This window comes from Frankia sp. AiPs1 (assembly GCF_023716945.1).
Classification (GTDB): domain Bacteria; phylum Actinomycetota; class Actinomycetes; order Frankiales; family Frankiaceae; genus Frankia.
In genome coordinates this window covers 1-13,572 of sequence record NZ_JAMQQF010000052.1, presented here as the reverse complement: position 1 = coordinate 13,572, position 13,572 = coordinate 1, and the positions used below count along the sequence as shown (strand labels likewise).

Sequence of the window (13,572 nt, the reverse complement as noted above, 5' to 3'; positions counted from 1 at the left end):
GAAGGAGCAACCGGACCAGCAGGACCGGCAGGCACTGACGGCGCACCAGGACCGACAGGACCCGCGGGACCCACAGGCGCTGACGGCACCCCGGGACCCGCGGGACCGACAGGACCGGAAGGAGCAACCGGACCAGCAGGACCGGCAGGCACTGACGGCGCACCAGGACCGACAGGACCCGCGGGACCCACAGGTCCGGCAGGGCCGGTTGGTCCGAGCGGCGTCTCTGGGTACCAGCAGGTGACCGGGCCGGCCGTGCCCATTCAGGTCGGAACCAACATTGTTTCTGTGGCGATTCCCGTGGGCACCGTCCCGGTGGGGAGTGCGGAAATCACCCAGGGCAATGACTCGGCGCTCATCGCGAGTTTCGGACCGGACGGTGCGGGCAACTGGGTAGACAGAATTCAGGCAAGCACCGCTGGTGGCACGGCGCAGGCGATTGTGTTTGTGATCGACGCCGCCTAGTCGCTTCGACGTCGGATCTTCGGACCGGGCAGCTCCGCTGGCAGTCGAACGGGAGTCTCCGGCCTCGTTCCGGCTGAGTGAAGGTGCTGAATTCTGGGCACAAGGGCAGGGCCTCCCATGGCAGCTCGTGGATACGAACCAGCACGAGCGGCGGGAGGCCCTGCCTGTCAGAAGAGCTGAAGTGGTCGACGCCCCGGTTGCGGTGATCTGCACGGGGCCTTGGCAGTGTGAGGATTCCCCGGGCGGCGGGGATCCGGGGGACGGGTCAGACGCCGGCCAGTGCGGGCTGGGCGGGGGACGCGGGTTTCCAGCCCAGGGCGGGGGCGACCTCGGTGGCGATGAGTTCGAGCGCTCGGATCGCCACGTCGTGATCGAGGACCGCCGGGTTGAACTGGGCGATCAGGTCCGTAGCCACCGGTATGACCTGTTCCTGCCGCAACTGCGCGACGATCTCCTCCGGATGGCCGTAGAAGGAGTGGAACCGGCGCAGCGCCTCGTCGGTGTTGATCCCCTTCGGGAAGCCGCCGGGCCCGGAGAACCGTTGCGCGGCCGCGAGCACGTGCGACCCGATCTGGGCTAGCGCAGTCCGCCGGTCGGCGGCGGGAAAGATGAACCGCGACAGTCCGATGCGCGGTGGGCGGGGCTGGTTCCACGCGGCGAGATACGCATCGGCCCAGGGCCGTTGCACGGTGTCGGTGGGCTCGTCGTAGCCGTAGGCGGCGCGGTTGAGCAGCAGGTTCGAACCCGAGGCCGCGGCGTACTCGGCCCCCGGTCCGCTGAAGACGCCCTGCCAGATCCGTTCGGTGAAGTCCCGGGCCGGTGGCTGGATGGTGAAGCCGGGCGCGCCGACCTCCTCGTTCGCGAGCGCCTTACGCAGCACCGCCAGCCCCTCGCTGGTCAGTTCGCGCCGGCGGCCCACGTCTCGGCCGAACGCCGCGTACTCCAGCTCGCTGCCGCCGCTGCCGACGCCGATCTCGACCCGGCCCCCGCTGAGCGTGTCGACGACCGACACGTCCTCGGCCAACCGGACCGGGTCCTCCAGCGGCAGGATCGTGATCGCGGTGGCGAGCCGGATGCGCCGGGTACGCGCGGCGGCGTAGGCCAGGAACGTCCAGGGTGAGGGCAGCCCGCCGCCGCCCAGGGACACGTGGTGCTGGGCCACCCAGCCGACGTCGAAGCCGAGCTCGTCGGCGACGACGAACAACTCCTGCGCATGGTCGTAGGTGGACGCCAGGTCGCCCGGGCCCTGGACGTGGGTGAGGAAGCCGAGCCGCAAGCGCGGCGACGCGGGGCCAACGCCAGCGGGGCTGTCGGTGGCGGGGCGGCCGAGAGCGGGGACGTCGGTCATGTTCACAGGCCTCTCAGGAACGGACGGACGCGCTCGTGCCGGCCAGGTCGACGCCGGTCGCCACGGCGACCTTCGCCGCCGCAGGACCCTGATCCACCACAAGATCCTTATCCTCCACGCGGCCCTGATCCACCGCCTGGTTCCCGTCCGCCGGGGGGACCTGGCCGGGGATGGTGCCGAGGACCTGGCTGGCGCCGAGGACCTGGCCAGCCCCGAGGACGAGGTCGAGGACGGCGCCAGCGCCGTCGGCGGGAAGCTCCGCGCCGCGCCAGGCAACGTGCTGGTCGGGGCGGACCAGCACGTTGTCGGCGCCGTACAGCGCACGCACCGTCGGGTCGGTGAGGTGGACGACCGTGAACGGCAGCGATCGGGCCCGCGCCTCGGCGACGAAGGCCCGCTCCACCTCGCGGTCCGCGGACAGCACGAGCAGCGCGAAGGCGGTGCCGATGCGGTCGTAGAGGGTGCCGCCGTAGGGGTCGACGAAGCCGTTCGGGGCGCGATGCCCCGGCCGCGGGTCGTCCTGGTAGACGTCCGCGCGCCACGGCTCTTCGGCGTCGAGCTGGCCGTCCTCGTACCAGATCGCCGACGACGCGTCGTAGCGTTCGTCGAAGGTCACGCCGGGCGCGCCGAGAGCGCCCTGGCTGATCCGGGCGCGGATCTCGGCGCGGCGCGCCTCGGCCTGCGGGCTGTCGTCGGCGTCGTCGGGGATGCCGAGCTGGCGCAGTTGCGCCAACAGCGCGTGCGAGCGCCGCGAACGCTCCAGTGCATGGTCGGCGATCCGCCAGTTGTGCCGCCGGCGTTCCTGGTCGTAGGAGTCCAACAGCTCTTCGGGGGCCTGACCGGCGAGCACGGCGGCGAGCTTCCAGCCGAGGTTGGCCACGTCACCGAAGCCCTCGCCGAGGTTGCCGCCGGGGGTGCGCACGTGCGCGGCGTCGCCGGCCAGCAGCACCCGCCCGCGGCGGAACGTCCGCGCGATCCGGGTGGCGTCGTAGAAGGTCGTCGACGAGACCAGTTCCAGGTCGAGATCGAACCCGAAGGCAGCCCGGGCGGCGTCCAGCAGTTCCGCCTCGGTGGGGGTGTGGTCGAGCGGGTACGGCCCGGCGTACACGCGCCACTCGCGGGTGCTCACCGCGGCGAGGAACCCGGCGGCCTTCTGGTTGAACACGACGTTGGTGCCGCTGGGCGCCGGGCCGACCCGGTCGGAGATGTCCTGCGTGCGCACGATGAGCCGCAACCGCTTCTCGGTGGCGTGGGCGCCGTCGCGTTCGATGCCGGCGAGCCGGCGGACGGTGCTGCTGCCGCCGTCGGCGCCGAGCAGGTAGCGGGCCCGGATGGTGCGCGGCGCACCGGCGGCGCCGTTCTCGGGGAGCACGTCGGCCTCGGGGAGCACGTCGGCCTCGATCCGGTCGACGGTCTCCCGCAGCGCCACCAGCCGCCAGCCGCCGGCCACCCCGACGCCGCGCCGGTCGAGGTGATCGAGGAAGACCCGCTGGAGCGCGCTCTGCGGGCGGCGCAGCGCCTCCTCCGCGGAGCCACCGCCGGACGAGCCCGCGAAGGACGGGCGACGGGGGGCGAGCAGCTCGTGACCGACGAGCGAGGTGACCAGCCGGATGCCCTGGTTCCACTCCGGCGGGAAGGTCCACTCGTCGCGGATCCGTTGCAGCAGCCCCCAGCGGCGGAAGTGTTCCACCGTGCGCGGGCTGTGGCCCATCGCGCCGGCCCGGACCAGCGTCGCGGTGCGGGCGCGGTCGACGACGGCGACCCGCAGCCCCCGGGCGGTGAGCTCCACGGCTGCCGACAGGCCGACCGGGCCGGCGCCGACGATCAGCACGTCGACCTCGGTCGGGGGCGTGGCGGTGGGGAAGTGCACGGTGTGGACGTCGCGCCCACCCGTGGCCGGATAGGCCTGGTCCGAATCATCCAGGTTCACGGCGGCCTGCTCCGCCGAATGCCCAGTCATGGTGGTCCTCCTCAGACCTGTGCGGTCGCGGTCGCGGCTTCGGCTTCGGCTGCGGTCTCGCGCTCGCGCGAGTAGCGGTTGGCCGGGATCGGCAGGCCGAGGTTGTCCCGCAGCGTGTCGCCGGTGTACTCGGTGCGGAACAGACCGCGCTGCTGCAGCGACGGGACGACGTCGGCGACGAAGCGCTCGAGGTCGTCGTGGGTGCGAAAGCGGAGGTTCAGCCCGTCGGCCGCGCCGGTGGAAAACCACTGCTCGATCGCGTCGACGACGGTGTCCGGCGCTCCGGTGAACGGCGACGGCGCGTACTCGGTCACCGTCTCGACGACCTGGCGCAGGGTGAGTCCCTCGTTGCGGGCCTGCCGGATGATCTCCCAGCCACGGGTGCGCCCGCCCTTCTCGGCCAGGTGCGCGAGGTCGGGGAACGGCGCGTCGAGGTCGTGCCCGCTGAAGTCGTAGGCCCCGAAGCTGCGGCCGAGGAAGCCGAGCTTGCGGTCGAAGTCGTTGTCGGCCTCGAAGATGTCGCGCGAGAGCCGGTGCGCGTCGGCGTCGGTGGCGGCGACGACGGGGCTGGCGCCGACGAGGATGACGACGTGGTCGGGATCGCGCCCGAGCGCGGCGGCGCGCGCCTTGATGTCGGCGTAGTAGGCCTGGGACTCCGCCAGCGACCCACCTGGGGCGTAGATGCCCTCCGCGACGTGGGCGGCCAGGGTGCGGCCCTCCGCCGAGACACCGGCCTGGAAGATCACCGGCTGGCCCTGCGGCGACCGGTCGAGGTTCAGCGGCCCGGCGACCGTGAAGTGCTCGCCGACGTGGTCGAGGGCGTGCAGCTTCGTCGGATCGAGGAAGAGGTTGCGTTCGACGTCGCCGGGGAAGGCGCCCTCCTCGTAGGAGTCCCACAGGCCGCGCACGACCTCGACCGCCTCGAGCGCCCGGCCGTAGCGGGTGGCGTAGTCGAGGTGCTCGTCGAGCCCGTAGTTGCGCGAGGTGCCGGTGTCGAAGCTGGTGACGACGTTCCAGCCGGCGCGCCCGCCGCTGATGTGGTCCAGCGAGGCGAACCGGCGGGCGAGGTTGAACGGCGAGTTGTACGTCGAGCTCGCCGTGCCGATCAGGCCGATGTGGCGGGTGTGGGTCGCGACCGCCGACAGCAGCGTCAGCGGTTCGAGCCGGCTGAGGTAGTGCGCCGGGTAACCGGCGTTGATGAACTGGCTGTCGACGATGAAGTAGGCGTCGAACAGCGCCTGTTCGGCGGTCTGCGCCTGGCGGAGATAGTAGTTGATGTCGACGCTGGCGTTGTTCGGGACGCGCGGGTCCTTCCACAGGCCGTGCTGGCCGGGGCCACCGACACCGTAGGCGCTCAGGGCGAGGTGGAGCGTGCGGGCCATGCCGGGTTCCCTCCGACGGATGACGTCCGGCCTGGTCAGAGGTCAGGCCGGAGCGGGGTCAGGCGTGCAGCAGTGCGCGCAGCGCGTCGCGCTCGGCCCGGCTGGCGGCGGCGGAGCGCAGCGTCGGCGCCGAGCCGACGAGCAGCCGGGCGTAGGGGTGCTGGGGGGTGTTGATGACCGCATGGGTGGCCCCCACCTCGACGAACTCGCCCTGGTAGAGCACCGCGACGCGGTCGGCGACGCCGGCGACGGAGCCGAGGTCGTGCGAGATGAAGATCAGTGCGACGCCGGCGTCGCGCAGCTCCTTGAGGATTTCCAGGATGCCGACCCGGTTGGCGGAGTCCAGCGCGCTCACCGGCTCGTCCAGGATGATCAGGGCAGGCTCGGTGATCAGGGCGCGCGCCACCGCGACGCGCTGACGCTGGCCGCCGGAGAGCTCCCCGGGCAGGCGACCGAACAGCTCGCTGTCCAGGCGGACACGCGCGAGGTAGCCGCGGCCGCGTTCGATCGCCTCCTTGCGGCCCACGCCCTGGACGAGCAACGGCTCGATGAGGGACTCCTCGACGGGCAGGTCGGGGTCGAGGCTGCGCAGCGGATCCTGGAACACGTACTGGACGACGCCGCGGCGACGCAGCGCGCGCCACTGCCGGGAGGAGTACCGGGACACGTCCTCGCCGTCGATGAGGATCCGCCCGCCGGAGGCCCGCACCAGGCCGAGCACCGCCCGGGCGAAGGTCGACTTGCCCGAGCCGGTCTCGCCGATCACGCCCACGGTCTCGCCGCGGCTCACCGACAGGGAGACGCCGTGCAGCACCCGGCGCCGCCGCCGCCGCAACCCGTAGTGGACCTCGAGATCGGCGACTTCCAGGACCGGCCGGCCGTCAGTGGACACTGTCCAGCTCCTTCCGCTGCTCGCCGGCGAGGTAGCGGTCCAGGCCGTACTGCTCGTGCTCGGCGATCAGCAGGCGGGTGTACTCGTGGCGCGGGTGGTAGAGCACGTCCGCGGTCGACCCGTGCTCGACGACCTCGCCCTCGCGCATCACCAGCACCTCGTCGCAGACCTGCGCGACGACGGCGAGGTCGTGGGACACGACGACGAGGGCGAGCCCGCGGCGCTCCCGCAGGTCGGCGAGCAGGTCGAGGATCTCGGCCTGCACGGTCACGTCCAGGGCGGTGGTCGCCTCGTCGGCGATGAGCACCTGCGGGTCGGCGGCGATCGCGGTGGCGATGAGGATGCGCTGGAGCATCCCGCCGGACAGCTCGAAGGTGTACTGGTCGTAGACGAGCTCGGGATCGCGCAGGTGCACCGCGGTCAGCAGCTCGAGCGCACGGCGGCGCGCCGCCCGCCGCCGCAGCCCGGTCTTGACTCCGATGACCTCGGCGATCTGCGCCCCCACCTTGATGGACGGGTTGAGGTAGGAGGCGGGGTCCTGGAACACCGCGCTGATCGTCGACCCGCGCAGGTCGGTCCACTGCGGGGTCGTCAGCTCGGCGATGTCCCGGCCGACGATCTCGATCGACCCGCCGGACACGGCGAAGTGCGCCGGCAGGATGCCTAGGATCGCGCGGCAGGTCAGCGTCTTTCCGCTGCCCGACTCCCCCACGATGCCGACGGCCCGGCCGGGCCGCAGCTCGAACGAGACGCCGTGCACGATCTCGCGGTCGTTGACGTCGTCGCGGATCCGCACGTCACGGACCGCCAGCGCGGCGGCCTGAGCGGCGGGCGGATCCAGGGCGGGCGGATCCGCCGGGCGCGCCGCGGGCACCGCCGCGGTGACCGTGCCATCGGGAAGGGTTCTCGTCATCGGGCGGCGCCTCCGGCGGGGATCGGTTCGGCTGGGTTGAGGCGGCGGGCGCGCGCCCGGCGGCTGTTGAGCAGTGCGCGCCCCGCCTCCCCGGACACGTCGCGGATCGCGTCGGCCAGCAGGTTGCTGCCCCACACCGTCGCCATGATCAGCAGGGCGGGGACGATCGGGGCCCACGGCTGGTAGGACAGGTAGCCGAGGTCGGAGGCGAGCAGGCCACCCCAGGTCGGCGCCGGCGGCTGCACCCCGATGCCGAGGAAGCTCAGGCTGGAGACGACGACGAAGCCGACGCCGATGGTCTGGGCCAGCGCCACCGCGACGGGCGGCAGCACCTTCCCCCACACGTGCCGGCGCGCGATCCAGCCGATCGACGCCCCGGAGATCAGCGCCGCCTCGACGTACTGCGAGCGGGCGACCGCCAGCGTCGCCGCCCGCGTCACCCGGTAGAACAGCGGCGAGACGAGCACACCGACGGTGAACATCGCCTGCGGAATCCCGTTGCCGAGCAGCGCGGTGACGGCCACGGCGTAGATGAGGAACGGCAGTGCGAGGAGCGTGTCGGCGATCCGCAGCGTGAACCACTCGAACCCCCGGCCGAGATACACCGACAGGATGCCCGGGACGACGCCGACGGCCAGCGCTATCAGCGCGACCTCGACCGAGCCGAGAACGCTCGTGCGCGACCCGGCGAGCAGCCGGCTGAAGACGTCCCGGCCGAGGTAGTCCGTCCCGAGCCAGTGTTTCCAGGAGGGGCCGGTCAGGGTCAGCGCACTCGTCCCCAGCGGGTTGTGCGGAGCCAGCGTCGGGCCGAGGATCGCCAGCAGGGCGATCACGGACAGGACGCCGACGGCGAGCCGGCCGGTCGGCAGCGCCAGGACGCGACGGACCATGTCACACCCCCCGCTGCGAGGCCGGGGTGACCCGGCCCAGGACGATGTTGACGATCAGGTTGAAGGTGACGACCAGCACGATCGAGACGACGAGCACGCCCTGGACCGCCGGCACGTCGCCGGCCTGCGCGGAGTCGTTGGCGAACCGGCCGAAGCCCTGCAACCCGAAGATCCACTCGGTGACCACCGAGCCGCCGATGAGCGTGGGGAACCGCCAGCCGAGCACGCTCAGGGCCGGCCCCACCCCGTTGCGCAGCACATGCCGCAGGAAGATCCGCCGCGGGCTGAGCCCGCGCACGATCGCGCCGGTCACGTAGTTCTCCTGGTAGGCGGCGATGAGGCCGGAGCGCAGCTGGCGGGCGACGTCGGCCATCGGATCGAGGCTGAGCGCGAGCGCCGGCAGCAGGATGTGGGTGAACCACGGCCACGTCCCCACGCTCGCCGGGACGTAGCCCGCGGCCGGCAGCCAGCCGAGCCCGACGGCGAAGACGGTCACCAGGACGATGCCGACCACGAAGGGCGGCATCACCGAGAAGACCGTCAGGAAGCCCGTGATCGCCCGGTCGATCCAGGTGGTGCGGCGCACCGCCGCCAGGGTGCCGAGCCCGAAGCCGAAGAGCACGCCGATGATCAGTGCCAGCACCACCACCGACAGGCTGACAGCCAGGCCGTTGCTGATCAGCTCGGCGATGTTCGCCCCGTTGGTCCAGCTCGTGCCGAGCTGGCCGTGCAGGATGTTGGTGAACCAGGTCCAGTACTGGGCGAGGAACGGGCGGTCGAGGCCCCACTGGTGCTCGATGCGGGCGACCGCATCCGGGGTGGCGCTCTCCCCGAGCTGGATGTGGGCGGGGCTGAGCCCGCTGAGCGACCGTAGCGCGAAGGTCAGGAAGGTCGCCACCAGGAAGACCGGGACGAAGATCGCGACCGAACGGGCGAGGGTGACCAGGACGCGGCCGGCGCCGCGGCGCGCCCTGGCGGCGGCGAGCGCCACGCCCGGGTCGGCGACGACCGCGTGGTCAGCCGTGCTCACCGCCATGGGTTGCCTCCTCTCTTGATGCCTCATGGGCGTGGACAGGCGCCGCGGGTTGGCGCAGGTGCAGTCGGAGCAACCGGCTCGGTCGGGTCAGCCGGCTCGGTCGGCTCGGTCGGCTCAGTCGGGTCAGTCGGGTCAGTCGGGTCAGTCGGCTCGGTCGGGTCAGTCGCCGATGGTCACGCCGGTCCAGTCGATGTGGGCGGGGTTGGCGGGCAGCGCGGAGATCGACTTGTTCTTGGCGAACAGGTTCGGGCTGGAGTAGGTGAAGACGAGCGCCTTGCTCTGCAGGCCCGCGCGGGTGGCCGCCTGGAGGACCTGCGGGTAGTCCGGCGCGTCCAGCGGCGTCTGGCGGACCTTGGCGATCGCGGCCTCGAAGCCGTCGGGCTCGTAGGGCGAGCTGAGGTTCAGCGGGCCGTTCGGGCCGAAGTGCGCCGTGAGCGTCTGGACGGCCGAGTCGCGCCCGGTCGTGCCGTACAGCGAGAGCGTCAGATCCTTGGCGAAGAAGGGCGTCGCCCAGGTCTTGTCGATCTTGATGGTGACGGTTATTCCGACCGCCGCGAGCTGCGACTGCACGATCTCCGCCGCCGGGTCGTCCGCCATGATGACCAGGTCCAGCTTGATCTGGCCCGGCTTGATGCCGGCCTGTTCGAGCAGCTGCTTCGCCTTCGCCGGGTCGTAGGGGTAGAGGTTCGCCGACTTCGGGTCGTAGGCGACGTAACCCGACGGGAAGGGCTGGTTGGTCGGCTTGCCGTACCCGAACGTGAGCTTGTCGACGAACTCCTGGCTGTTGGTGGCGTAACGAACGGCGTCGACGACCTTGGGGTTGTTGAACGGCGCCTTGTTGATGTTCAGGCTGATGTTCGAGGCGTTGAATCCCGGCTGCACGAAGACGTCGAGCCCGGCCGCCTTGGCGGCCTTCGCCTGGCTCGGGGCGAGGTCGGCGAAGTTGTAGACGCCGGTCTGCAGGCCGGAGACGACCGTGGACTTGTCGGGCGCGGAGACCAGCTGCACGTTGTCGATGTGAATGTTCTTCGCGTCCCAGTAGTTCGGGTTCTTCTTGAGCACGACCTTCGTGCCCGGAATCAACTGGGTGACGACGAACGGTCCGGCACCGACCGGATTCTGGTCGAGCTTCGCCGGGTCCGCCGCGGCCTTCGGGCTCGCGATCTGCAGCACACGCTCACCGAGCAGCAGGGGAATCTGGTGGTCGACCTGGGTGAGGTGGACGACCACATCCAGGTCGCCGGCGGTCGAGACCGACTTGATCGAGGTGAGATCGCCGAACAGTGCCGAGTTCTTCTGCGACTTGGCCCGGTCGATGGCGTTCTTGACCGCCGCGGCGTTGACCGGAGTGCCGTCACTGAAGGTCAGCTTCGGGCGCAGGTGGAACGTGACCTCGTCCCCGGCGCTGTTGTAGGACCAGCTCTCGGCCAGATCCGGGACCGCGTTGCCCTTGGCATCCGTCTTCGTCAGCGCGGCATACGGCAGGGCGAGGATGCGGAACTGGGCGCCGCTGCCCCCGACCACCGGGTCCCAGTGCGTCGGGAAGAAGGAGGATGCCCATTTCAGGGTGGTCGACTTGCCACCACCACCACCGGCAGCCGCGGTTCCGGCACCGGAGCCGGAGCCGCAGGCACTGAGGACGAGGGCCGCGAGGGCCACCAGGACCCCGAGGACGGCGCCATGTCTGGTGCGGCGGGCGGACGGCAGATGTCGCGCGGAGGTCATCGTCTTCTTTCTCTGTTCGGATCTCGACGGGAACGCAGGTCTCGCCAGGAATTCAGGTCTCGCCGGGGATTCGCTCATGCCGAGGATTTCGGTCTCGCCGGGGATTTCGGTCCGGCCGAAAACGGCTTTTGTCGGGATTGGTGCGGGATCAGGGGACGAGCACCGGGGCCGCGCTGTCGGCCACCGCGTCGTCCGCGGACTGCTGCTGGCGGCGTCGGGCCGCCGTGTACCGGTTCTCGGGGATCGGCAGGCCGAGGTTGCCGCGCAGCGTGGTTGACTCGTAGTCGGCCCGGACGACGCCCCGTTCGCGCAGGATCGGCAGCACCTGCTCGGTGAAGCGGGCGAACTCACTCGGCACGTTCACGGTGATGTTGATGCCGTCGAAGCCACCGGCTTCGAACCAGCGCTGGATCTCGTTCGCGACGGTCAGCGGCGATCCGACGAAGGGCGAGCGGCGAGCCTGCAACTGGCGCTCGACCACCTGGCGCAGCGTGAGGTCGTTCTCCCTCGCCAGCTTTGTGATGGCATCCGCGTGAGTGCGGAAACTGCGCTCGGCGATCTCCCCCACCGCGGGGAACGGCGCATCCAGGTCGTACTGCGAGAAATCATGCCAGCCAAAGGGCCGACCGAGCTCGGCCAAGGCCCGCTCGAAGCTGCCTTCGCCGACGATCGCATCCTCCTTGGCGCGGGCCTGCTCATCGGTGTCGGCGATGATCGGGAAGATGCCCGGCACGATGAGCAGATTCTCCGGGTCGCGGCCCTTGGCAGCAGCCCGAGCCCGCAGCTCCTGGCGGAAGGCCTGCGCCTGCTCCAGGGTCTGCGAATGGGTGAAGACCGCGTCGGCGATGGTCGCGCCGAGGTCACGACCCTCCTCGGAGTCACCCGCCTGGAAGATGACCGGCTGTCCCTGTGGGGTGCGCTCCAGGTTCAGTGGTCCGACCACGGAGAAGTATTCACCGGTGTGATTGAGTGCGTGCTGGCGGTCACGGTCGAAGAACACGCCGCGCTCTTTGTCGCGAGGGAAGGCGTCCGCCTCGTAGGAGTCCCACAGTCCCTGCGCGACTCGCACGTGTTCGACCGCTCGCCCGTATCGGGTCGGATAGTCGTAGTGCTCGTCGCGACTGTAGTTGCCCGCCGTTCCGGAATCACCACTGGTGACGACGTTCCAGCCGGCCCGGCCGCCGCTGATGTGGTCGAGTGAGGCGAGCCGGCGGGCGATGTTGAAAGGCTCGTTGTAGGACGTCGTGATCGTCCCGACCAGACCGATGTGGTGAGTGTGCACGGCGATCGCGGACAGCAGCGTCAACGGCTCGAGGCGGCTGAGGTAGTGGTTCGGGGAGTCCGCGGTGATGAACTGGCTGTCGACGATGAAGACGTGATCGAACTTCGCGGCCTCCGCCTCCTGGGCGCGGGCGATGTACCAGCGCACGTCCACGCTGGCATCGGCCGGGATCTCGGGGCTCAGCCACGTGTTGTGCTGCCCCGGACCGCCGACGCCGATGAGGACGGCGCCCAGTTTGAGCGTGCGATCAGACATGGTGGAACCTTCCCGATCTGGGGGCGAGGCGCGCACGACGACGGCGTCGTCCGTCGAGCCGAATCCGGTTCCGGACACGGCACAATGACGCGCTGGACTACCGGGCACGCCGAGCTACGGAGCACGCCGGGCTACGGAGTGCAGTGAAGTACGGCGGGCGCGCTGAAGTACGCGAGGAAAAGGGCGGAGATAGCTACAAGGAAGGAGATAGCTACATCGCGTCGCCGGAACGGGCGACGGCTTTGGCTGCGGCGGCGCAGCGACCGATCAGGTCAGCGACAGAGCGCTGCCTGGCCACGGGCTAGATCCAGCCAACGACAACACGTGAGCATCACGGTCGTCGACGGGGTCATGAGGATGAGCATGCTGGTCCGGCGGCCGGATGTCCAACGACGCTTCGTTATGGCGATCAATCGCGTTCGGTTATGAATGTCCAGTACCCTGACCGACATGCGACGAATGCTGGACATCGCCCCGCTGCGCAGCTTCGTCGCTGTCGCGGAGTGTGGCGGTTTCCAGCGGGCCGCGACGTCGCTGCACCTCAGCCAGGCGGCGGTGAGTCAGCACGTGCGCCGGCTCGAGTCCGCCAGCGGACGCGCGCTGGTCGAACGCCAGGGCCGTGGCTCCCGGCTGACCCCCGACGGCGAGCACCTGCTCCGTCAGGCCCGCCGGATCCTTGCCATCCACGACGAGACGCTGCACGGCTTCGGCATGGAGATCGAGGAGACGGTGGTGATCGGCTCGACGGAGCATGCCGCCGCGCAGCTGCTGCCCTTCCTCGCCGCGGCGCTGGAGCAGTCGCTGCCCCGCTACCGCATCCGCTTCCGCATCGACCGCGGCACCAACCTGCGCGAGGGGCTCGAGGCGGGGCGGATCGATCTGGCGTTGCTGCTCGGCCCGGCCACCGACCCGCGTGCGACGCCGGTCGGCGAGCTGGAGCTGACCTGGTACTCCTCCCCCCTGTGGCGGCGGCCGGCGGCGACGCAGCCGATCCCCGTGGTCGCCTTCGACCATCCCTGCGCGCTGCGCACCTGCGCGTTGGAGGCCCTGTCGTCGCAGGCGCTGCCCGCGGTGATCGGCGCCGAGGCGATCCAGCTCGCCGGCGTCCAGGCAGCCGTGGGAGCGGGCCTGGGAGTCGCCCTGATGGCCACCCTGGGCCAGACGCCCGAGGGGCTCGTCGCCCGCGACGACCTGCCGAAGCCCGCGTCCCTGCCGCTCGCCGTCTGGACCCGGCACGGCCTGGCCGCGATCATCTCGGAGCGGGTCGCGGCGGCCCTGGGACGGCTGCTCGCCGAGCCGGCGGCCGAGACGGTCGGCGAGAGCCGCCAGCTCGCCAGGAGAGGCTGAGGCTCGCCCGCCGTTCAGCCCCGGAACCCGCCCGCCACCGGCCGCCGCCCGCCCGCCGTTCCAGCCCGGGACCGGCC

At 71.1% G+C, this 13,572-nt stretch carries 11 protein-coding genes; 2 read left to right on the top strand and 9 right to left on the bottom strand.

The window, feature by feature from the left end:
* Positions 1-255: 255 nt before the first annotated feature.
* Entirely contained in the window at positions 256-465 is a 210-nt protein-coding gene (locus tag ND748_RS08325; RefSeq protein ID WP_251745087.1) for a hypothetical protein, read from the top strand.
* A 265-nt stretch (positions 466-730) separates the two neighbouring features.
* On the opposite strand, the gene ND748_RS08320 is transcribed toward ND748_RS08325, so the two are convergent.
* The 9 genes from ND748_RS08320 to ND748_RS08280 form a co-directional block, all read right to left on the bottom strand.
* Positions 731-1,813 (bottom strand): LLM class flavin-dependent oxidoreductase, encoded by a 1,083-nt coding sequence (locus tag ND748_RS08320; RefSeq protein WP_251745086.1) that lies wholly within the window; start codon positions 1,811-1,813, stop codon positions 731-733.
* Between the two features lie 13 nt (positions 1,814-1,826).
* Entirely contained in the window at positions 1,827-3,773 is a 1,947-nt protein-coding gene (locus ND748_RS08315; RefSeq protein WP_251745085.1) for an FAD-dependent oxidoreductase, read from the bottom strand.
* Between the two features lie 11 nt (positions 3,774-3,784).
* Complete coding sequence (locus ND748_RS08310) at positions 3,785-5,155, bottom strand: NtaA/DmoA family FMN-dependent monooxygenase (protein WP_251745084.1); 1,371 nt, start codon at positions 5,153-5,155, stop codon at positions 3,785-3,787.
* Positions 5,156-5,213: 58 nt separating this feature from the next.
* Complete coding sequence (locus ND748_RS08305; protein WP_251745083.1) at positions 5,214-6,047, bottom strand: ABC transporter ATP-binding protein; 834 nt, start codon at positions 6,045-6,047, stop codon at positions 5,214-5,216.
* A complete protein-coding gene (locus ND748_RS08300; RefSeq protein WP_251745082.1) occupies positions 6,037-6,960 on the bottom strand; it encodes an ABC transporter ATP-binding protein in 924 nt (307 codons plus the stop codon). The genes ND748_RS08305 and ND748_RS08300 overlap by 11 nt, the downstream gene beginning before the upstream one ends.
* Positions 6,957-7,850: an ABC transporter permease gene (locus ND748_RS08295; RefSeq protein WP_251745081.1), complete on the bottom strand. Its 894-nt coding sequence runs from the start codon at positions 7,848-7,850 to the stop codon at positions 6,957-6,959. Before ND748_RS08295 ends, ND748_RS08300 begins: the two co-directional genes overlap by 4 nt.
* 1 nt (position 7,851) lies before the next feature.
* A complete protein-coding gene (locus tag ND748_RS08290; RefSeq protein WP_251745080.1) occupies positions 7,852-8,886 on the bottom strand; it encodes an ABC transporter permease in 1,035 nt (344 codons plus the stop codon).
* Positions 8,887-9,045: 159 nt separating this feature from the next.
* A complete protein-coding gene (locus ND748_RS08285; protein ID WP_251745079.1) occupies positions 9,046-10,611 on the bottom strand; it encodes an ABC transporter substrate-binding protein in 1,566 nt (521 codons plus the stop codon).
* 148 nt (positions 10,612-10,759) lie between these two features.
* Positions 10,760-12,148, bottom strand: a complete 1,389-nt coding sequence (locus ND748_RS08280) for an LLM class flavin-dependent oxidoreductase (protein WP_251745078.1) — start codon at positions 12,146-12,148, stop codon at positions 10,760-10,762.
* 429 nt (positions 12,149-12,577) lie between these two features.
* On the opposite strand from ND748_RS08280, the gene ND748_RS08275 reads away from it, so the two are divergent.
* A complete protein-coding gene (locus tag ND748_RS08275; protein ID WP_251745077.1) occupies positions 12,578-13,495 on the top strand; it encodes a LysR family transcriptional regulator in 918 nt (305 codons plus the stop codon).
* The last annotated feature ends 77 nt before the right edge of the window (positions 13,496-13,572 follow it).

What these genes read in the sequence shown, in the direction of transcription:
- ND748_RS08320 (WP_251745086.1), bottom strand. Translation starts at nt 1,813, where the DNA reads ATGACCGACGTCCCCGCTCTCGGCCGCCCCGCCACCGACAGCCCCGCT.
- ND748_RS08295 (WP_251745081.1), bottom strand. Translation starts at nt 7,850, where the DNA reads ATGGTCCGTCGCGTCCTGGCGCTGCCGACCGGCCGGCTCGCCGTCGGC.
- ND748_RS08300 (WP_251745082.1), bottom strand. Translation starts at nt 6,960, where the DNA reads ATGACGAGAACCCTTCCCGATGGCACGGTCACCGCGGCGGTGCCCGCG.
- ND748_RS08275 (WP_251745077.1), top strand. Translation starts at nt 12,578, where the DNA reads ATGTCCAGTACCCTGACCGACATGCGACGAATGCTGGACATCGCCCCG.
- ND748_RS08290 (WP_251745080.1), bottom strand. Translation starts at nt 8,886, where the DNA reads ATGGCGGTGAGCACGGCTGACCACGCGGTCGTCGCCGACCCGGGCGTG.
- ND748_RS08280 (WP_251745078.1), bottom strand. Translation starts at nt 12,148, where the DNA reads ATGTCTGATCGCACGCTCAAACTGGGCGCCGTCCTCATCGGCGTCGGC.
- ND748_RS08310 (WP_251745084.1), bottom strand. Translation starts at nt 5,155, where the DNA reads ATGGCCCGCACGCTCCACCTCGCCCTGAGCGCCTACGGTGTCGGTGGC.
- ND748_RS08285 (WP_251745079.1), bottom strand. Translation starts at nt 10,611, where the DNA reads ATGACCTCCGCGCGACATCTGCCGTCCGCCCGCCGCACCAGACATGGC.
- ND748_RS08315 (WP_251745085.1), bottom strand. Translation starts at nt 3,773, where the DNA reads ATGACTGGGCATTCGGCGGAGCAGGCCGCCGTGAACCTGGATGATTCG.